Below are 19,952 nucleotides of genomic sequence, written 5' to 3'. Positions count from 1 at the left end.
GCGCCCGTAACCTCGTGCGGATGCGCGTCGCCCGACGCGGACCTGCGGCCGGGGAGGCAGCCATGGCGTGGACCGGTGCCGTGCCGCCGCGCGCCGCGGCCGCCGCACTGGCGCTGGCCGGTCTCGTCTCCGCCTGCGGCTCGCCGCCTCCCGCGACCGCCGGCGCGGTGACCGTCACCAGCACCGACGACTCGTGCACGGCGAGCAGCGACCGCGCGGCGTCCGGCGTCCTACGCTTCGAGGTGACCAACACCGGCTCGCGCGTGACGCAGTTCGCCCTGCTGGCCGACGACGGGTTCCAGCTGCTCGGGGAGGTGGAGAGCATCGGTCCGGGCCTCTCCCGCGACGTGGTCGTGCAGGCCGCTCCCGGCGCGTACACGCTCGCCTGCAAGCCGGGCGGCGCCACCGACAGCATCCGCACCCCGTTCGCCGTCACCGGATCCACCGGGCAGCCAGTGGTCACCGGGGCCGAGGCGCAGCTCGAGGCCGACGCCACCACGGCGTACGCCGCCTACGTGCGCGACCAGGCACAGCAGCTGCTCGCCGGCACGCGGGCCTTCGCGGAGGCCTACCGCGAGCACGACGACGCCCGGGCGCGGTCGCTGTACGCGTCGACGCGCCGCCACTGGGAGCGGATCGAGCCGGTGGCCGAGTCCTTCGGCGACCTCGACGCGGTGATCGACGCGCGGGAGAGCGACGTCGAGGACGGTCAGGCATGGACCGGCTGGCACCGGATCGAGAAGGACCTCTGGCCGCCGTCGGGCTACACCGCGCTCAACGCCGCCGACCGGCTCGTGCTCGCCGACCGGCTGGTGACCGACACCGAGGGCCTCGTCGCGCGCACGGCCGGCCTCGCGTTCACCGTCGACCGGCTCGCGCACGGCGCGGTGTCGCTGGTGGAGGAGGTGGCGGCGGGCAAGCTCGGGGGCGAGGAGGAGCCCTGGTCGCACACCGACCTGGCCGACGTGCAGGGCAACCTCGAGGGCGCGCGGGTGCTGTTCACCGGCCTGCGGCCGGTGCTGGAGCGGCACGACCCGCAGCTCGCCGCCACGATCGCCGCGCGCTTCGCCCAGGTGCTGGCGGTGATGGACCTGCACCGGCGGGGCGACGGCTTCGTCGGGTTCGACACGCTCACGCACGAGCAGGTGCGCGACCTCGGGTCGGCGGTCGACTCGCTCGCCGAGCCGCTCTCGCACCTGCCCGCCGCCGTGCTGGACGTGGGCCCGTGAGCGACGAGACCGCACCACCCCGGCTCTCGCGCCGGGCGCTGCTCGGCGCCTTCGGCGCGGGCGCCGCCGCAGCTGCCGTCGCCACCACGGGGGCGGCCGTGGCCGTGTCGAGGAGCACGACGGACTCCTCGGCGGCGGGGTACCAGCAGCGCTTCTACGGCGACCACCAGCACGGCATCGCCACGCCGATGCAGGACTCCCTGCACTTCGTCTCGCTCGACCTCGTCACCCGCTCGCGCGAGGACCTCGTCGCGATGCTCCGCCGCTGGACGGTGGCGGCCGCGGCGCTGACCGCGGGCCGGTCGGTGGGTGACGACCTCGCCGCGCCGTACGACGCCCCGCCGCCCGACTCGGGCGACGCGCTCGACCTGCCCCCGAGCGGGCTCACCGTGACCTTCGGCATCGGCCCCACCTTCTTCCGGGCCCCGGACGGCACGGACCGCTTCGGCGTCGCCGCGCGGCAGCCGGACCGGTTCGCACAGCTGCCGGTGTTCCGCGGAGACCACCTCGACCCGGCGATCTGCGGCGGCGACCTGTGCATCCAGGTGTGCGCCGACGATGCGCAGGTGGCCGTGCACGCGGTGCGCAACCTGGTGCGGCTCTCCGCCGGTGTGGCCCGCGTGCGGTGGACCCAGCTCGGCTACGCGAAGAGCTCCGCGACCGACCACACCGGGCCGACGCCCCGCAACCTCATGGGGTTCAAGGACGGCACGGCCAACATCACCGTGGACGACCACGCCGCGCTCGACCGGTTCGTGTGGGCGCAGAGCGGCGACGGCCCCGCCTGGATGGACGGCGGCACCTACCTCGTGGCCCGCAAGATCCGGATGACCATCGAGAACTGGGACCGCACCTCGCTGCGGGAGCAGGAGGGCGTGTTCGGCCGCACCAAGCGCCTCGGCGCGCCGCTGTCCGGCGGCGACGAGTTCGCGCCGCTGGACTTCACGCTCGAGGGGGCCGACGGCGAGCCGCTGGTGCCCACCGACTCGCACGTCGCCCTGGCCCACCCGTCCGTCAACGACGGGCTGCGGATCCTGCGCCGCTCGTACAACTACACCGACGGCAGCGACGACCTCGGCCGCCTCGACGCCGGGCTGTTCTTCGTCGCGTTCGTCCGCGACCTCGACAGCCAGTTCGTCGCCATGCAGCGTCGGCTCGCGCGCGCCGACCGGCTCAACGAGTACGTGCGCTACCTCAGCAGCGCGGCGTTCGCCGTGCCTCCCGGCGTCGGGCCAGACGGCGGCTACGTCGGCGAGACCTTGTTCGCCTGAGCGGGTCGACCGCGACCGGCGCCGTCACCACCCGTCGCGCAGGACCGCCTCCAGCATCTCGACGACGAAGTCGGCGCTCGCGACGTCGAGGCACATCGGTGGCTTGAGCTTGAGCACGTTGGCCCGCTCGCCGGTGGGCTGCATGACCACTCCGAGCTCGCGCAGCCGCTCGCAGATCGCGTAGCACTCCGCCGTCGCCGGCTCGAGCGTGTCGCGGTCGCGGACCAGCTCGACGCCGAGGTAGAGCCCGAGCCCGTGGACCGTGCCGATGACGGGGTGGCGCTCGGCGAGCTCCTCGCACCGGCGGCGCAGGTGGTCGCCGACCGTCGCGGCGTTGGCCTGGAGCCCCTCGTCCTCGATGACGTCGAGCACCGTCATGCCGGTGACGCAGGAGACGGGGCTGCCGCCCGCGGAGGAGAAGAACGAGCCGGACGCGCCGAACGCCTCGGCGATCGCGCGGGTGGTGATCACGGCGCCGAGCGGGTGCCCGTTGCCCATGGCCTTGGCGATGGTGATGAAGTCCGGGGTGACGCCGTGCATCTCGAACGCCCACCAGTGGTGCCCGGTGCGCCCGTAGCCCACCTGCACCTCGTCGGCCACCACGAGGCCGCCGGCCGCGCGCACCGCGTCGTAGGCCGCGGGCAGGTAGCCCTCCGGCAGCAGCACGCCACCGGCGTTGCCGAACAGCGGCTCGCACACGAACGCCGCCGGCGGCCGCCCCGCCGCGACGAGGTCGTCGACCAGGGCGCGCAGCTCCGCGGCGTACTCCGCGCCCGAGCCCGGCCCGCGGAAGCGCCCGCGGTAGGGGTTGGGCGCCGAGGCGAGGTGCACCCAGTCGGGCCGGCTGTCCAGCGCGGCGGGGTTGTCGTAGAGCGAGGTGGTGACCGCGTCGGACAGGTACGTCCAGCCGTGGTAGGCCTCGCGCACGGCCAGGACGTCCTGCCGGCCGGTGACGGTCTGGGCCATGCGCAGCGCGAGGTCGACCGCCTCGGACCCGCTGTTCACCAGGAACACCTGGTCGAGCCCGTCGGGCGCCAGCGCCGCGAGCCGCTCGGAGAACTCGGCGATCGCGGCGTAGTGGAACCGCGAGTTGGTGTTGAGCGTGCGCAGCTGGCGCTCGACGGCGTCGGCGACGTGCGGGTGGCCGTGCCCCACGGACGTGACGTTGTTGACCATGTCGACGTAGCTGCGCGCGTCGGTGTCGAGCAGGTGGTGGCGCCAGCCGCGCTCGATGCGCATCGGCCTGTCGTAGTAGCTCTCCTGGACGGCGGCCAGCGCGTGGCGGCGCCGGGCCAGCAGCGCGTCGGCGTCCTCGTCCGGAGCGGCGACGTCGGTGCCGAGCAGCGGTGAGGGGTCCGGGCACAGCGCCAGCCAGCCCGCAGCCTCGACCGGGCCGGCCAGCGCGGGCGGGTCGACCTCCGGGTCGACGCACACCTGGACCGCGAGCCGGCCGTTCTGCGCCGTACCCAGCACGGCCCCTCGGGCGACCTGCTCCCCGTGGGCGACGCCGGCATGCACCCCGCGCAGCAGCAGCCGAGCACCGTCGGACGACACGAGCTCGAGGCGGCCCGCCTCGGGGGCGGACACCGTGCCCGGCCACGGGGCGCTCAGCGGCGTGCGCGGCGGCACGCGCAGCTCGACGCCGAGGGCGACGGTCTCCGGCGGCCTCGCCGAGTGCAGTCGAGTGCGGGTCGCGCGCGCCTCGCCCCAGCGGGTGCACGAGGCCCGGGCGCGCCCGGCCTCCTCGGCGAGCAGGATCTCCTCGACGCCCGGCTGGAGGAAACGGCCGGAGTGCAGGTGGGCCGAACCGACCGACAGGTCCACGGGAGAGGGCTCGACGTCGATCAGCCGGCCGGCGTCCCGGACGGTGCGCAGCGCGGCCGCGTGCCGTGGCGCCGGGCCGAGCCCGAGCTCGGCACGCAGGACGGACTCGACGTGGTGGGGGTGCACCGAGCGCGCGGCGTGCAGGATGCGCCACTCGTCCTCGAGCGGCCCCACGAGCCCGGGGTTGTCCGGGTCGAGCACCACCTGGTGCTCGCTGCTGGCCACCAGCACGGCGCCGCGCATCAGCACGAGCGGCCACAGCGCCTCGACGTCGTCCTCGGTCAGCGGCACGACGTCGTGGAAGGCCCGCACTGCAGGGAGCACGGCGAACGGGTCGTCCGGGGCGTGCCGCAGCACGCCGGTGACGGCCACCGCGAGGTCGGCCACCAGCCAGCTGCGGCACAGGTCGCCGAAGTCGATGACGCCCGCGGGTCGCAGGCGCCCGGCGTCGTCGGGCTCGCCCACGACGTTGTCGTCGGTGACGTCGCCGTGGATGGCCTGCACCCGCAGGCGCGGTGCGATGTCGGCGAGCCGCTGCCAGGCGCCCGCCGCGACGTCGGCGACCAGCGCGCGCCGGTCCGGGTCGCCGATGGAGGGGAGCAGCAGACCGACGACCTCGTCGGCGCGGCGCAGGTCCCACTGCACGGCACGGTCGAGGCCGGGGTGCTCGAACCCGGCCAGCGCCGCGCTGGCCAGCCCGGCCAGGCGGCCGAGGCCCGCGACCACCTGCGGCGCGAGGTGCCGGGCCGAGCTCAGCGGGACGCCCTCCACGTACTTGAGCAGCCGGACGGGCAGCGGGCCGCCCTCGTCGTCCACCTCGTGCAGCAGGGCGCCGTCGAGCCCGGGCAGCGGCACCGGCGCCGCGAAGCCCAGGTCGTGCGAGGCGAGGTGGCGCAGGGCGGCGTTCTGCGCCTCGAGCGTCTCGCGCCCCCAGCCGCGGTTGGCGACCTTGAGCACCACGCGGCCGCCGAGCGGGGTCTCGACGAGGAAGTTGCGGTCCTGCTGGCTGCCCAGCTCGCGGACGGGGCCCTCGACGCCGTAGAGGTCACGCGCGATCCCGGCCGCGCGCCCGGCGTCGACGGGGGGACGGGGGGCGACCTCGAGCGGGCTGCCGTCGACTGGCATGGTGCGGGTTCCCTGCTGCCGGTCCGCCGTGCCTCGTCGCGCGGCGGATGGGGGAGAGGATAGGGCGGCGCGCCCGGACCGCCGGGTGCGGTCCCGGACGTGGAGGGGGTGCCGTGCCGCCGGTGGACCTCCCGGACCCGTGGTCGCCGCGGTGGCGCGCCGACTGCTCGCGCTGCTCCGGGCTGTGCTGCGTGATCCCGGCGTTCGGCCGCTCGGCGGACTTCGCGATCGACAAGCCCGCCGGCGTCGCCTGCCCGAACCTCACCGGTGAGCACCGGTGCTCGATCCACGACCGCCTGCGCGCGAGCGGGTTCGCCGGGTGCGTGGTGTACGACTGCTTCGGCGCGGGCCAGCACGTGACGCAGGTCGTGCTCGGTGGCCGGTCGTGGTCGCACGACGACGCCACGGCGGCCGTGGCCGCCGCCGTGTTCCCCGTCGTCCGCTTCCTGCACGAGCTGCTGCGCTACGCCGCGGAGGCGCTCGCGTGGGCGTCGAGCGACCCGTTGCGCCCGGCACTCGCCGCGACCGTCGACGAGCTCGAGGCGCTGGTCGCGTCGTCGGCCGCGAGTCTCGCGGCCCTCGATGTCGACGCCGTGCGCGCCGACGTCAACCGGCTGCTGCTGGCGTGCAGCGAGCGGCGGCGAGCTGACGCCCCGGCTCGCGACGTCGACCTGCGCGGCGCGGACCTCGTCGGCCGCGACCTGAGCGGACGCGACCTGCGCGGTGCGTCCCTGCGGGGCGCGGTGCTCGTGGGAGCCGACCTGCGCGGCGCCGACCTGCGCGGAGCCGACGTGATCGGGGCCGACCTGCGCGGCGCGGACTTGCGGGGGGCGGACCTGCGGGGCGCCCTGTTCCTCGTCCCCGCCCAGCTCGAGGCCGCGACCGGGGACGCCGGCACCGTGCTCGCCCCGCCGTTCACCCCGCCCACGCACTGGGCCACCGCGACGGGCTGACCCTCGGTCTACCGTGCCGCCATGGACCTCGAGGACCTGCGGCTGGCGGTCTACCGCGCGTTCGCGCACGAGGGGCGCGCCCCGGGCGTCGACGACCTCGCGGAGCGGTTCGGCGTCCCGGCAGCGGACGTCCGGTCCGGCCTGGCGGCGCTGGCCGCCGCGCGCCACCTGGCTCTGGCCGCGGACGGCACCATCGCGATGGCGCACCCGTTCTCGTCGGTGCCGCTCGGGTTCTCCGTGATGGGTGCCGCCACGCTGTGGTGGGGCGGCTGCGCGTGGGACTCGTTCGCCCTCGCGCACCTGCTGCCCTGGGAGCCGTCGGTGCTGGTCGCCACCACCTGCCCGGCGTGCTCGGCCGCCCACGCGTGGACCGTCACGCGCGAAGCACCCCCGGCGGGCGGCCAGGTGGCGCACTTCCTCGTCCCCGCCGCGCGCATGTGGGACGACGTCGTCACCACCTGCGGCAACCAGCGGATCTTCTGCGACGAGGCGTGCGTGCAGGACTGGCTGACGCGCGAGCGGCGCGAGCGCGGATACGTGATGGACCTGCCGACGCTCTGGCGGCTCGCCGCCGACTGGTACACCGGGCGGCTGGAGCGCGGCTACGTCAGGCGCGAGCCGTCCGAGGCCGCCGACTACCTGCGCGGTGTCGGCCTCTCCGGCAGCTTCTGGGGCCTCTGACCCGGTGTCGGTGGTGCAGCGCCCGTCATCCTGGCGTCACGAGGGCTCCGGGTCGATCGCGTGCAGCCGCCGCACCCGCGGCGGCGTCGCGAGCAGCTCGGGCAGCCGAGCCTGCAGCGCCGTGATGTGCGGGGTCGCGCCGTGCGCCGCGTGGTGGGCCGGGCTCGCCCAGATCTCGTAGAACGCCAGCAGATCGGGGTCGGCGACGTCCTCGTGCAGCTGGTAGAGCAGGCAGCCGTCTTCCGCGCGCGTGGGGGCGACGACGTCGAGCAGCGCGGCGCGCAGCTCGGCCGCCCGTCCGGGCGCGGGGGTGAACTCCACGGTCATGGCGAGGGCGACGTCGGTCATGCCCCGATCCTGCCGCGCCGCGCCGCAACCGGCCCGGTCAGGCCAGGTGCAGGGCGCGCGCCTCCTCCCACAGCTCGTCGCGCGCGTCGGGGTGGGCGGCGTCGCGGATCAGGTGCCGGGCCTGGGACCGCTCGTCGTAGCCGAAGACCACGGCCGTGCCCTGCTCGGTGACGATCGCGGTGGCCTGGAACGAGGTGAGCGGCTCGTCGATCATCGGCACGATGGTGGAGACGTCGGCGCGCGGGTGCCACGAGCGCAGCGCGATGATCGCCTGGCCGCCGGGGGAGTGCAGCGCACCGACGATGAAGTCGGTCTGGCCGCCGAAGCCGGAGTAGATGCGGCCGTTGACGCGCGACGCGTTGGCCTGCGCGTAGAGGTCCACCTGGAGCGCGGTGTTGACCGAGGTCATCATCGGGTTGCGGCGGATCAGCGACGGCTCGTTCGTGGTCTCGGTGCGCAGCATCGCCACGCGCGGGTTGCGGTCGACCCACGAGTAGAGCTCGGGCGAGCCGAACAGGAACGACGACGTGAGCTGCGCGTCGGGGTCCAGCGCGCCGGCGCGGTCGAGGTCGAGCACGCCGTCGCTGAACATCTCGCTCCACACCCGCAGGTCGCGCCGGTGCGTCAGCCCGGAGAGCACGGCGTCGGGCACGGCGCCGATGCCCAGCTGGAGCGTGGCGCCGTCGCCCACGCGGGTCGCGACGCGGTCGCCGATGGCGGCTGACACGTCGTCGATCGCGGTGGCCGGCGGTGAGGGGAGCTCGGACTCGACCTCGACCGCGTAGTCGATGGCGTCGACGTCGACCTCCGCGTCGCCGAAGGTGTACGGCATGCGCGGGTTCACCTGGGCGATGACGATCCCGCCGCGCTCGCGCACGGCCTCGACCGCCGCGGGCAGGATGTTGACCTCGATGCCGAGCGACACCCGCCCCTGCGAGGGGGCCGACGTGTGGAGCACCACGACGTCCGGCGGGCAGGTGGTGGCGAACAGGCGCGGCACGAGCGAGAGCCGGCACGGCACGTAGACGAGGCGAGGGCTGCGCCGCATGCCCGGGCCGACGAACGCCGTCTCGTAGGTGACGCCGTCGCGGTCGGGCAGGCCGCCCTGGGCGTTGAGCAGGTGCAGCCGGTACTCCGGCACGGCGGTGTCGAGCGCCGCGAGCACCGCAGCCGGGGTCGCGAAGTTGCCGCTGGCCACGACCCGGGGGTTGCCCGGGAGCGCGCCGAGCACGGAGGGGAGCTCGTCGAGCGTCAGTGTGCGCATGGTCCGTTCCTGTCCCTGCCGGCCCGAGGGCGCCTCGGCCGGCGGTCCGCCGGCCGGCCCGCCGGCACGCTCGACGCTATCCAGCCGGGGAGTGCCGTCGCGGCACCAGCGCCCGGACACCGCTGTGATCTTGCGGACTGCCACGGCGTGACGGGCCGGGCCGGGGCGCCCGGGCCGGTCACCCGCGTGAGGCAGCGCTGCTCCGAACGGGTGCGCCCGCCCGCGCCTCCGAGTGACCGGACTGTCACAGTGAGTGAGGCCGCGACCCGAGCGGCGCGGAAGGGGCACGAGATGGCACTCGATCGACCCGAGGCCCTCGTCATCGAGGACTCCCCGGAGATCACGATGCTCGTGCGCGGGCTGCTCGAGCGCGAGGGCTACGCCGTCGTCGCCACCCCGCGCGGCGACCAGGGGCTCGACTGGGCCCGCGCGAAGCGCCCCGAGCTCGTCATCCTCGACCTCTCCCTGCCGGACCGCGACGGCGTGGACGTCTGCCGCGAGCTGCGCGGCTTCAGCGACGCGTACGTCGTGATGGTGACCGCCCGCGACGACGAGGTCGACAAGATCGTGGGCCTCACCGTGGGCGCCGACGACTACGTCACCAAACCCTTCTCGCCGCGCGAGCTGGCTGCCCGGGTCCGCGCCATGCGCCGCCGGCCCCGCATCGCGCCGCAGCAGGAGCTGCGCGACTTCGGTCACCTGGTGGTCGACCCGGTCGCGCGCGAGGTCGTCGTCGACGGCGACCAGGTGGAGCTGACCAAGATCGAGTTCGACATCCTCGACCTGCTCTCCGGCAGCCCGCGCCGGACCTTCACCCGCGAGCAGCTGCTGGTGCAGGTATGGGGCGAGTGGTTCGGCGACGACCACGTGATCGAGGTGCACATGGGCAAGCTGCGCAAGAAGCTCGGCGAGTCCGCCTCGCAGCCGCGCCACATCCGCACGCTGCGCGGTGTCGGCTATCGCTTCGAGCCCGCCTGAGGCCGGGGCGTCCCGCCGTGCCGACCGGGGCCGAGACCCAGTACCGCCGGCTGGTCGAGCTCCAGCCGCTCGTGATGTACGTCGACACCCTCGGCCCCCTGCCGGTCGCCGAGTTCATCTCGCCCGGCGTGGAGGGGTGGCTCGGCCACCCGGCGGCGCGCTGGCGCGACGAGCCCGGGTTCTTCTTCGACACCGTGGTGCACCCCGACGACCGCGACCGCGTGTGGCAGGCGCACCTGCACGCGGAGCGGCACGGGTCCCCCTTCGACGAGCAGATGCGGGTGCGGCGCGCCGACGGTGGCCAGGTGTGGGTGCGCGCCGTCGACTCCGTCGTGCGCGAGGACGACGGGATCGCCCGGCGCGTCGGCTTCATGCTCGACGTCACCGCCGAGAAGACCGCGGAGCTCGAGCTGCGCGAGACCACGTCGCGGCTCACGGCACTCCTCGACCACATGCAGTCCGGCGTCCTGGTGGAGGACGCGGCCCGGCGCGTGGTGCTGGTGAACCAGACGCTGCTCGACGTCCTCGCCGCCGACGCGTCCCCGGCCGACCTCATGGGGATGCCGGCCGCGGCGGCGGTGGGGCAGGTGCTCTCGGCCACGACCGATCCCGCGCCCTTCCTGCGCCGCAAGGCGGACCTCGTCCACCGGCGGTGGCCGGCGTCGGACCAGTCGCTCCCCCTGGGGGACGGCCGCGTCCTGGAGTTCGACTTCCAGCCCCTCGACGCGGGCGGGAGCGACCTCGGCGCGCTGTGGATCTTCCGCGACGCGACCGACCGGGTGCAGTACCAGGAGGCGCTGGCGCGGGCCCGCGACGAGGCCATCGCCGCCTCCGACGCCAAGACCCAGTTCCTCGCCTCGATGAGCCACGAGATCCGCACGCCGATGCACGGGGTGCTCGCCACCCTGGAGCTGCTGCGCACGACGTCGCTGGACGCCGACCAGCGCGAGCTGCTCGACGTCGTCAGCTCGTCGGCCACCACGCTCGTGGCGATCATCAACGACATCCTCGACCTCCAGCGCGTGGAGGCCGGCCGGATCGACCTCGTCGAGGAGGCGTTCTCGCCGGCGGAGCTGGCCGCCGCCGTCGTCGACGTGGTGGCGCCCCAGGCGAGGTCCAAGGGGATCGAGACGCGCCTGGTGGTCGACCCCGCCGCTCCGGCGACCGTCGTCGGCGACCCGCTCCGGCTGCGTCAGGTGCTGGTGAACCTCGCGGGCAACGCCGTGAAGTTCACGACGACGGGCTCGGTCACGGTGAGCCTCTCGCTGGTCGAGCGCAGGTCCGGCGACGTCAAGCTCGAGTTCGAGGTGCGCGACACCGGCGTCGGCATCCCTCAGGACCGGCTCGCCGCGATCTTCGACCCCTTCGTGCAGGCGCGCAGCCGCAACGAGGGGACCGGGCTCGGTCTCGCGATCTCCGAGCGGCTCGTCGCCCTGATGGGCGGCCACATCCACGTCTCCAGCGCCGTGGGCGAGGGCTCGTCGTTCCGCTTCACGCTGCGCCTGCCCGAGACCTCGGACGCACGCCCGCTTCCGGCCGAGCCGGTCGACGACGACGCCGTGGCGCCGAGGGTGCTCGTCGCCGACGACAGCGAGGCCAGCCGCAACCTGCTGGTCCGCCAGCTCTCGCGCATCGGGGTCCCGGCGACGGCGGTGGAGGGCGGCGAGGAGGCCCTCGACCTGCTGGAGCGGCGACGGTCGATCGGGCTGGTCCTGCTCGACGCCGACATGCCCGGGCTGGACGGGCCCGGCACCGCGACCCGGATCCGCGCGCACGACGACCGGCGCGTGGCGACGGTGCCGGTGATCGCCGTCGTGGCCGGGGACGACCCGGCCGTGCTGGCCCGCTGCCGCGACAGCGGCATGGACGGGCACGTCGGCAAGCCGGTGGACCTCGGCGAGCTGCGCCGCGTCGTCGAGGCGATGCTCCAGGTGCCGACATGAGCGTGCCGGCCCCGCCGGGCGACCACGTCGCGCGGCTCGAGCGGCAGGCGGCGCGCGAGCGTACGGCCCGCCTCGAGGCGGAGCAGATCGCGGAGAACCAGCTGCGGCGGGCGTTCGAGCGATCGCGCGAGGTGGAGCTGCTCGCCGCCATCGCCGTCATCGTGAACGAGAGCGGCGACGCGCTCACGGCGCTCGGGTCGGCGTCGCGCGTGCTGCGGCGCCACTGCGACTTCGCCGTCGCCCACGTCCTCGTGCCGGACGAGGACGGCGCCTTCGTCACCTCCGACATCTGGGACGCCGACCCCGCCCAGCTCGACTTCCTCGACCGGGTCGTCACCGCGACGCTGGACGAGCGCTTCGTCCCCCCGCGCGGCCTGCCGGGCGAGGTGGCGGGTTCGCACCTCGCGCTGTGGCTGCCGAACCTCGCGCTGGCGGCGAACTACCCGCGCAACACCGTGATCGACGGTGGTTCCTCCTGGGCGTTCCCGGTGGTCACCGGGATCGAGGTCGTCGCGGTGATGGAGTTCGTGCATCCCGTGCCCCGAGCCGCCGACGAGCGGATGCTCCAGCTCGCCCCGTCGATCGGCACCCAGCTCGGCCGCGCGTTCGAGTGGCAGCGGCTCCGGGAGAGGCAGGACGCCGACCGACGCCGGCTCGAGGACGTGCTGGCCCAGCGCGACGACGAGATCGCGGCGCTGCGGCGAGGTGTGCGCGAGGCGGAGGACGTGCGCGCCGTCTACGCCGCGTTCCTGGCCCACGAGGCGAGGTCCGCGCTGGGCTCGGCCCGGGGACCGGGGCAGGACGACGGGCTGCTGGCCGGCGTCCTGGAGACCCTCGTGTCGGTCACCGACGGGACGGAGCGCCGGCTGCTGGGGGAGCGGACCCGGTGCGCGCCCGACGAGCTCGTGCGGGACGTCGCCCGACGGTGGGCCGGGGAGGGCGCGCATGTCGTCGCGGTGCCGGAGGCTCCCCCCGCGGCGGCCGTCTCCCTGCACCGGCCGAGCCTCGAGCGGATCCTCGACGAGCTGGTCGGCAACGCCGTCCGCCACTCGGGCAGCGCCGAGGTCGAGCTGCGCGCGGCGACCGGGCCGGCCGAGCTGACCATCGAGGTGCGCGACCGCGGGCGCGGCTACACCTGGCCAGGCAACGTGACCCGGCCGTCCGGCGGGAGCGGGCTGGCCCAGGCGGCGCGGCTCGCCAGCGCCCTCGGCGGGGAGCTGACGGTGGCAGCGGCCGACGACGGCGGCACCCGGGCGACGGTGCGCGTCGCGGCCAGGGCCGGCGGCCCGGCCGCCTGGACCGTCCGGAGCCAGCGGGTGCTGCTGGTGGACGACAACGAGATCAACCGAAGGCTCGCGGCGGCCATGCTGGGCCGCATCGGTCTGTCCGCCGACGTCGTGGACGGCGGTGCCTCGGCGCTCGAGGCGATGCGGGGCACGGCGTACGGCCTGGTGCTCATGGACGTCCAGATGCCCGACATGGACGGTCGCGAGGCCACGCGCGCGTGGCGTCTCACCACCGACGGCGCGACCGCCGCGGACGTGCCGATCGTGGCCGTCACCGCGCACGTGGGGCAGGCCGAGCGCGACCTGTGCCGGGACGCCGGCATGGTCGACTACCTGAGCAAGCCGTACGGCATCGACGCCCTCGCGGACGTGGCGCGGCGCTGGCTCGACCGCCACCCCGGTGCGGACCTGCCCCCCGCGGGGGATCAGCCGCCGGTCGCGGCGTCGACGTAGCGGCGCATGAGCGCGACCACGGTCGCGGTGGCCCGCTCGATCTCCCCCTGCAGACGCGCGTAGTCCTGGGCGCGGCCCTCCGCCGCGGCCTGCTGGAGCGCGCGGGTGAGCGCGCGGACCTCGACGGCCCCGAGCATCGCGGCGGGCGAGCCGAGCGCGTGCGCCGTCGACGCCACGGCCTCGGCGTCGCCGGACCGGACCGCCGAGGCGATGAGGTCCAGTCGCGCCGGGGCCTCGTCGACGAACGTGCGCACGACGTCGGCCACCAGGTCCCGGTCGCCGGTCTCCTCCTCGAGCGCGGCGAGCCGGTCGAGGTCGAGGCTGCCGGGCTCCGCGCCCCGCGGACCGGGGCCGGACCGGTCGTCGCCCGTGCCGTCGGACATCCCCATCGCCTCCCGGGCCCACCCTGCCAGAGGCACCGGCGCGGGCGGGATCGCGCGACCGGAGCCGTCAGGCCCGGCCGCTCCCGAGGGACTCGGCCATCTCGCGGGCGCGCCGGGAGAGCGGGCCGGGCGTCTGCAGGTAGTCGGCGTGCTCGTCGGAGACGGCGAGGCCGCGGGTGCCGCGGTGGTAGATGCCGTACTGCGCCGAGGCGTAGCGGAACAGGTTGAACGCCATCATGAACGTGTAGTCGGGGAACTCGGTGCGCCCCGTCGCCTCGAGGTAGCGGGCGACGAGCTCCTCCTCGGACGGGATGCCCAGCCGGGCGCCCTCGGCGGCGTCGAAGCACCCCTGCGGGTTCTCGGTGAGGTGGTAGCTGATGGTCAGCAGCGCCGCGTCCGCCAGCGGGTCGCCCAGGGTGGACATCTCCCAGTCGAGCAGCGCGACCACGCGCGGCTCCGTGGGATGCAGCACGAGGTTGCCGATCCGCAGGTCGCCGTGCACCACCCGGGTGGAGTCCTGCTCGGGCGCCAGCGCCGGGAGGTGCTCCACGAGCCAGCCCATGTCCGGGAAGGAACCGTCGGAGACGGCGTCGTACATCCGCGCCTGGAGCGCGATCTGCCGTTGCACGTAGGTGTGCGGCTTGCCGAAGCCCTCCAGCCCGAGCGGCTCCCAGTCGACGTTGTGCAGCGCCGCCGCGACGTCGACGAAGTCCAGGTAGACCGCCCGGCGCTCCTCGGGCGTCAGCCCCGGGAGCCGGCCGCTGTCGATGATGCGGCCCTCGACGAACTCCATCGTGTAGAACGACCCGCCGATCACGGACTCGTCGGCGCAGTAGTGGAAGACCTGCGGCACCGGGACGGGAGTGCCGGCGAGGGCTCCCATCACCCGGAACTCGCGGTCGACCGCGTGCGCCCACGGCCCGATCCCGACCGGCCGCATCCGCAGCACGCGGGGCCCCGCCTCGGTCTCGATGCGGTACGTCGGGTTCGACTGGCCGCCCTTGAGCTGGACCGCGGCGTGCACGGGAGGGTGCTCCGGGGCCGACTCGGCGAGGTGGGCGTTGAGGGCGCGCAGGTCGAGGGCCCGCCCCGGGAGCGTGGTCGAGGTCATCGTGGGCGCTCCCGAGGGGTGGGGGACGGCGGTGCGAGCGGCCGTCCTACTCCAACTGACAGAGTGTCTCGCGTCAAGGCCGTCGCGCTCCCGGTCGGCCCGCGCGGCACCGCCACCTACCATGAGCGGGTGCCCCTGGACGCCCGAGCGCTGCCCCGGCCCCGGACCGGGGCGGGGTCGGACGGACGCCCGCGTCGGGCCCTGGCCGCGCGATGACGGCCCCCACCACCGCGCGCCCCTCCTCGCCGGACCGGCCCGCGCCCGCGCGGGTGCCGCGCGCCTCGCGCCTGCTGGCCGGCTGGGCCGTCGTCGGCGTGCTGGCCACCGCCGTCGTGCTGTGGTCGGGCGACGGCCGGCCCGCGCCCGCACCGGCCGGCCTGCCGGACCCGGGGCTGCTCACCCTGTGGGCCCTGCCGCCCGTGCGCACCCTGGTGGACCTCGCCGGCATCCTCACCGTGGGCCTGCTCCTGGCCGGAGCGGTGCTCGTGCCCGCCCGCGCCGGGGAGCTGCGCGGCGAGCGCCTGCGCTGGACCCGCGCCGCGCGCTGGACGGCGCTGGCGTGGGCGGTGCTGGCGGCGGTCGAGATCGTGCTCTCGCTGTCCGACATCGTCGCGGCGCCGCTCTCGCAGGTGCTCGACCCCGCCCAGCTGTGGAGCTTCGCGACCGACATCGACGTCGGCAGGTCCCTGCTCGCGCAGGTGCTGCTCGCCCTCGTCGTCGCCGTGGCCGCCTCCGCGGTCCGCACCACCACGGGTGCCCTCGTCGCGACGCTGCTGGCCCTGCTCGGCGTCGTGCCGCCGGCCCTCACCAGCCACTCGGGGGCCTCGTCCGACCACACCATCGCGGTCTCCAGCCTCATCGTGCACGTGGTGTCGCTGAGCGTCTGGTGCGGCGGCATCGCCGCCCTGGTGCTGCTCGCGACCCGCGACCGGCGCCCACTGCCGGCCGCCGTCCCGCGCTTCAGCGTCCTCGCGCTCTGGTGCGCGGTGGCGGTCGGCGCCAGCGGCGTGGCCAGCGCGTGGATCCGGCTCTCCGGCCCCGGCGACCTGCTGGCGACGTCCTACGGGCGGATCGTGCTGCTCAAGGTGGCGCTGCTCGGCGTCATCTCGGGCTTCGGGCTCTGGCACCGCCGGCGGACGATCCCCCGCCTCGGGGACGACGGTGGCCGCGTGCTGTTCGCCCGGGTGGCCGCGGTCGAGGTGCTCGTGATGGCCGCGACGGTCGGCGTGGCCGTGGCCCTGTCCCGGACGCCGCCGCCCTACGACGACTCGCTGCCGCTCGACCAGATCACCGGGGCACGGCTGGTGCTCGGCTACGACCTCCCACCCGCGCCGGACGTCTCCGGGATGCTGTGGGGGTCGGCGCGCTTCGACGGCCTGTGGGTGGCGATGGCCCTGCTGCTCGCCGCGCTCTACGCCGCGGGTCTGCGCACGATGCACCGCTCGGGCGACCGCTGGCCGTGGGGTCGCACGGCGGCGTGGTACGTCGGCGTCGTCCTGCTGGTGCTCTCCACCTGCACCGGCCTGGCGACCTACAGCGAGAGCATGTTCAGCGCGCACATGGTGCAGCACATGCTCCTGAGCATGGTGGTGCCGATCTTCTTCGTCATGGGCGCCCCCATCACGCTGGCCCTGCGGACGCTGCCCCGTCGGCCCGACGAGGTGGGCCCGCGCGAGTGGCTCAACGCGGCCGTGCACTCACGCGTGGTCGGATTCCTCTCCCGCCCGCTCGTCGCCTCCGCGCTGTTCGTGGGCGGGTTCTACGTCCTGTACTTCACCGCGCTGTTCCCGCTGCTGATGAGCAGCCACTGGGGCCACACGGCGATGAACGTGCACTTCCTGCTGTCCGGCTCGCTGTTCTTCTGGGTGCTCGTGGGCATCGACCCGGGGCCGCGGCGTCCGCCCTACCTGGTGCGGCTGGGGATCCTGCTCGTCGTCATGCCGCTGCACTCGTTCTTCGAGGTCGCGCTCATGATGTCCTCGACGGTGATCGCGCCGGACTACTACGCATCGCTCCAGCGCCCGTACGCGACCGACCTGCTCGCCGACCAGCACCTCGGGGCGGCCATCGGCTGGGCCACCGGCGAGGTGCCCATGGTCATCGTGCTCATCGCGCTGTTCCTTCAGTGGATGCGCGCCGACGAGCGGGAGGCGCGCCGTACCGACCGCGCCCAGGAGCGCGCGGCGTCGACCGGCAAGGGCACGGACGAGCTCGCCGACTACAACGCCTACCTCGCCTCGCTCGACCGCCGCGGTCCGCAGCCCTGAGCCGGCGAGCGGCCCGGCCCGGTCAGTCGGAGTCGAGCACCCAGATCCACATCAGCGAGAAGAACGCCAGGATCACGAAGATCGCCGCGATGTGGACGCCGAAGGACACCTGGGCCATCGCGGCGAAGACCGCCGAGAAGAGGGCCACGATCAGCAGCGCGACGACCGTGGCCGTCACCGAGTGCGAGGTGTGGGCGTCGTGGTCGGCGTGGGGTCCGGTCATGGCGAGAAGGCTAGCGCCGGCCCGGGCCGCAGGCTGCGCAGGGAGTCAGGTGGCGGCCCGGGGCGGGGGCGCCGTCGGGGCCGTGGCGCCGCGCTGGTCGATCACCTTGCCCACCACCCAGGCGGTGGCGGCCGCGAGGACCGCGGCCGGCTGCGCCGCGAGAGCCGCGGCTCCCGAGATGAGGATCGCGAACACGAGCGAGGCGAAGATCAGCCGCGTGAACGCGGCCATGCCGCAGGCGGTGCCGATCGCCAGCGCCGCAGTGGTGGACATGCCGAACGGGGTGCCGATGAGCACGGCGGTGCCCACCCCGATGAAGATCGCGGGGAACACCGGGCCGCCGCGGAACCCGGCGCCGAGGCAGATCGCGTAGCCGAGCAGCTTGGCCAGGACGGTGACCAGCAGCACCCACTGGCTGGAGGACCCGTCGACCAGGGCCGGTAGCGAGAACTGGCCGCTGAACAGCACGTTCTGGCTGTCGCCCCCGAGCCCCTGCGTCGCGAGGGCGAGCAGCCCCACGGCCAGCCCGCCGGCCAGCAGCACCGGGCCGGCGCCGAAGCGCCCGCGCGAGGACCGCACGACGTGCCCGAGCCGGCGCACCACCTGCACCAGGATCGACACCACGAGGCCGATCACGACGGCGAGGAACAGGTCGGCGATGCGGGTGGTCGGGTAGGGCGCGAGGTCGGGCACCGTGAGGCTGCCGGTGGGCACGCCGCCCCAGTCGCCGATGCCGGTGATGAGCACGTAGCCCACGGCCGCCGACACCAGTCCGGGGAGCATCACGGGGATCACCGACGCGCCGAGCGCCACGCCCGCCTCGAGCAGGAGCACACCGGCCACCACGGGTCCGCCGAACAGGGCGGACACGGCCGAGAAGACCCCCGCGGTCGAGATCACCTGGTCGCCCGGGGCGGAGACCTTCCACCAGCGCACGGCGAGCATGCCGACGACGGAGCCCAGCGCGATGAGCGGGGCCTCCGGGCCGAGGACGGCGCCGAAGGCCAGGGATGCGACGGCGGCGAGGATCACGCTGGGGGCGTAGGAGACCGGGGTCGGCTTCACGCTGATGCCGTCGAGCGGCTCGTGGCCGCCGTCGCCGGGCAGCAGCGTCCGAGCCGCCCACACCATCAGCGCCCCGGCCACCGGGAGGCCGACCACCATCCACGCCGGGGGCGCGCTGAGACCCAGGGCCTGCGGCCACGACGTCCAGAGCAGGTGCTCGAGCACGTGCACCACGGCCAGGAACCCGACCGCGACGAGGGCCGCGGGGACGCCGACGACGGCACCGATCATCACCAGGCGCAGGAACGCCGGACCACCCAGGGAGGGCGCCGCGGCCTCGGCCGGGGTCTGGGTCATGACTCACGCTCCTCGGGCACGGGTCGGCCGGAGCGGGCCGGCGGCCAGGCCACCATGCGCGCGGCGAGGTCGGCGAGCTCGGCCGCGGGGTCGTCCGTGAGGCCGGTGTGCACCGGGGAGGGCTGCACGACGGTGCTGCGCGGCGCGACGAGCCAGCGGAACCGCTCCCCGGGCGAGCGCCGCCCGTTCTCGCCGGCCTCGGGCGACCCGGCGCACACCGCGAGCACGCTCTCGAGGCCCATGCGCACGGCGGCCACGTCGAGGTCGGGGTCGAGCGCCAGGGCCCGGGAGAGGTCGTCGGAGACCGAGGCGGCGAGGAAGTCCAGCGCCCGGCAGTAGACGACGACGCCGACGTTCACCGACTCGCAGCGCTCCACCCGCGGTACGAGGCGCAGCACGGCCCACTCATACGCGTGCGGCACGGGCCACCTCCACGGCGTCGAGCCAGGCCTCGGGCGCCGCCGCCCGGGCCGCGAGCACCTCGGCGTAGGCCGCGCGCACGTCGTCGGCCGAGCCGAACCCGGGCTCGTCCTCGAGCCAGAGGTCCGGCACGAGGGCGAGCACCTCGTCGAGCTCGGGCGCCACGCGCGGCCCGAGCCGCTCGGCCGCCTCGGGGAGCGACGACGCGACGGGCAGCAGCACGTGGTCGCCCGGGTGGGGGTAGGCCTTGGCCGCCGCGGTGGCCCGGTGCGCCCAGTCGTGGTGGAAGTACAGTGCGGCGCCGTGGTCGATGAGCCAGGGACGGCCGTGCCAGCGCAGCAGGTTCGGGTTGCGCCACGACCGGTCGACGTTGAGCACCAGCGCGTCGAACCACACGACCTGCGCGGCCAGCTCCGGGTCGACGCCCTCGGGCCGCTCGATGCCCACGGAGCCGGGCAGGAAGTCCATCCCGAGGTTGAGCCCGGGGCTCGCACGGAGGAGGTCCTGAACCTCCTCGTCGGGCTCGGCGCTCGCGAGCGCCGGGTCGAGGTCGACCAGCACCAGCTCGGGCACCGGCAGGCCCAGCCGGCGGCCGAGCTCCCCCACCACCACCTCGGCCACGAGGGCCTTGCGGCCCTGGCCCGCGCCGCGGAACTTGAGCACGTAGGTGCCGAGGTCGTCGGCCTCGACGATGCCCGGCAGCGACCCGCCCTCGCGCAGCGGCAGGACGTAGCGCGTCGCGCGCACCTCCCGCAGCCCGCTCGCCATGCGCCGAACCGTAGCGGCCCGGCGACCGGCCACGCCCGCGCTCCCGGCGGGGCGCCGCCGGCC

Annotated in this window: 17 protein-coding genes; 8 read left to right on the top strand and 9 right to left on the bottom strand. The window is 75.2% G+C overall.

The features are described from left to right. Positions 1-62: 62 nt before the first annotated feature. Entirely contained in the window at positions 63-1,229 is a 1,167-nt protein-coding gene (locus GC157_02605; GenBank protein ID MBI1376363.1) for a PbrT family lead (Pb2+) uptake porter, read from the top strand. Then, positions 1,226-2,500, top strand: a complete 1,275-nt coding sequence (efeB, locus tag GC157_02600; protein ID MBI1376362.1) for a deferrochelatase/peroxidase EfeB — start codon at positions 1,226-1,228, stop codon at positions 2,498-2,500. The genes GC157_02605 and efeB overlap by 4 nt, the downstream gene beginning before the upstream one ends. Positions 2,501-2,524: 24 nt before the next feature. Here efeB and GC157_02595 read toward each other — a convergent pair whose 3' ends face one another. Next, the gene (locus GC157_02595) at positions 2,525-5,449 is read right to left on the bottom strand and encodes an aminotransferase (protein MBI1376361.1); all 2,925 of its coding nucleotides are present in this window, start codon (positions 5,447-5,449) and stop codon (positions 2,525-2,527) included. A gap of 47 nt (positions 5,450-5,496) precedes the next feature. Here GC157_02595 and GC157_02590 point away from each other — a divergent pair, with 47 nt between their 5' ends. Both GC157_02590 and GC157_02585 read left to right on the top strand, forming a co-directional pair. After that, entirely contained in the window at positions 5,497-6,402 is a 906-nt protein-coding gene (locus tag GC157_02590; protein MBI1376360.1) for a pentapeptide repeat-containing protein, read from the top strand. Positions 6,403-6,423: 21 nt separating this feature from the next. Continuing rightward, positions 6,424-7,083 (top strand): hypothetical protein, encoded by a 660-nt coding sequence (locus GC157_02585; protein ID MBI1376359.1) that lies wholly within the window; start codon positions 6,424-6,426, stop codon positions 7,081-7,083. 36 nt (positions 7,084-7,119) lie between these two features. On the opposite strand, the gene GC157_02580 is transcribed toward GC157_02585, so the two are convergent. Together GC157_02580 and GC157_02575 are read right to left on the bottom strand one after the other, a co-directional pair. Then, positions 7,120-7,431 carry an antibiotic biosynthesis monooxygenase gene (locus GC157_02580; GenBank protein MBI1376358.1) on the bottom strand — a complete coding sequence of 104 codons (312 nt, stop codon included), beginning with the start codon at positions 7,429-7,431 and terminating at the stop codon, positions 7,120-7,122. A 37-nt stretch (positions 7,432-7,468) separates the two neighbouring features. Beyond that, positions 7,469-8,695, bottom strand: a complete 1,227-nt coding sequence (locus GC157_02575; protein ID MBI1376357.1) for an acetyl-CoA hydrolase — start codon at positions 8,693-8,695, stop codon at positions 7,469-7,471. Positions 8,696-8,986: 291 nt separating this feature from the next. On the opposite strand from GC157_02575, the gene GC157_02570 reads away from it, so the two are divergent. Genes GC157_02570 through GC157_02560 form a run of 3 tightly spaced genes read left to right on the top strand, consistent with a single transcriptional unit; the run spans position 8,987 to position 13,355 of the window. Next, positions 8,987-9,673, top strand: a complete 687-nt coding sequence (locus tag GC157_02570; protein ID MBI1376356.1) for a response regulator — start codon at positions 8,987-8,989, stop codon at positions 9,671-9,673. 17 nt (positions 9,674-9,690) lie between these two features. After that, on the top strand, positions 9,691-11,616 hold the full coding sequence (locus tag GC157_02565) for a response regulator (protein MBI1376355.1): 1,926 nt from the start codon (positions 9,691-9,693) through the stop codon (positions 11,614-11,616). Next, positions 11,613-13,355, top strand: a complete 1,743-nt coding sequence (locus tag GC157_02560; GenBank protein MBI1376354.1) for a response regulator — start codon at positions 11,613-11,615, stop codon at positions 13,353-13,355. The genes GC157_02565 and GC157_02560 overlap by 4 nt, the downstream gene beginning before the upstream one ends. Here the strand turns inward: GC157_02560 and GC157_02555 are convergent. Further along, the gene (locus GC157_02555; protein MBI1376353.1) at positions 13,328-13,744 is read right to left on the bottom strand and encodes a hypothetical protein; all 417 of its coding nucleotides are present in this window, start codon (positions 13,742-13,744) and stop codon (positions 13,328-13,330) included. The two genes, GC157_02560 and GC157_02555, sit on opposite strands and share 28 nt — an antisense overlap. A gap of 61 nt (positions 13,745-13,805) precedes the next feature. Then, on the bottom strand, positions 13,806-14,972 hold the full coding sequence (locus GC157_02550; GenBank protein MBI1376352.1) for a phosphotransferase: 1,167 nt from the start codon (positions 14,970-14,972) through the stop codon (positions 13,806-13,808). 89 nt (positions 14,973-15,061) lie between these two features. Between GC157_02550 and GC157_02545 the strand changes: the two genes are divergently transcribed. Further along, positions 15,062-17,116 carry a copper resistance protein CopD gene (locus tag GC157_02545; protein ID MBI1376351.1) on the top strand — a complete coding sequence of 685 codons (2,055 nt, stop codon included), beginning with the start codon at positions 15,062-15,064 and terminating at the stop codon, positions 17,114-17,116. Between the two features lie 22 nt (positions 17,117-17,138). On the opposite strand, the gene GC157_02540 is transcribed toward GC157_02545, so the two are convergent. The 4 genes from GC157_02540 to GC157_02525 are packed head-to-tail and all read right to left on the bottom strand — an operon-like array spanning position 17,139 to position 19,868. Continuing rightward, positions 17,139-17,339 (bottom strand): hypothetical protein, encoded by a 201-nt coding sequence (locus GC157_02540; GenBank protein MBI1376350.1) that lies wholly within the window; start codon positions 17,337-17,339, stop codon positions 17,139-17,141. A gap of 45 nt (positions 17,340-17,384) precedes the next feature. Beyond that, positions 17,385-18,701: a chloride channel protein gene (locus tag GC157_02535; protein ID MBI1376349.1), complete on the bottom strand. Its 1,317-nt coding sequence runs from the start codon at positions 18,699-18,701 to the stop codon at positions 17,385-17,387. Further along, positions 18,698-19,123 carry a DUF3037 domain-containing protein gene (locus tag GC157_02530; GenBank protein ID MBI1376348.1) on the bottom strand — a complete coding sequence of 142 codons (426 nt, stop codon included), beginning with the start codon at positions 19,121-19,123 and terminating at the stop codon, positions 18,698-18,700. The genes GC157_02535 and GC157_02530 overlap by 4 nt, the downstream gene beginning before the upstream one ends. Beyond that, positions 19,107-19,868, bottom strand: coding sequence for an aminotransferase class I and II (locus GC157_02525; GenBank protein MBI1376347.1), 762 nt, complete (start codon positions 19,866-19,868; stop codon positions 19,107-19,109). The genes GC157_02530 and GC157_02525 overlap by 17 nt, the downstream gene beginning before the upstream one ends. Between the last annotated feature and the right edge of the window lie 84 nt (positions 19,869-19,952).

Source organism: Frankiales bacterium, assembly GCA_016125335.1.
In the GTDB taxonomy this organism is placed as follows: Bacteria; Actinomycetota; Actinomycetes; order S36-B12; family CAIYMF01; genus Longivirga.
Note: the sequence above shows the minus strand (reverse complement) of the source record. Positions and strands in the feature narration are given on the sequence as shown.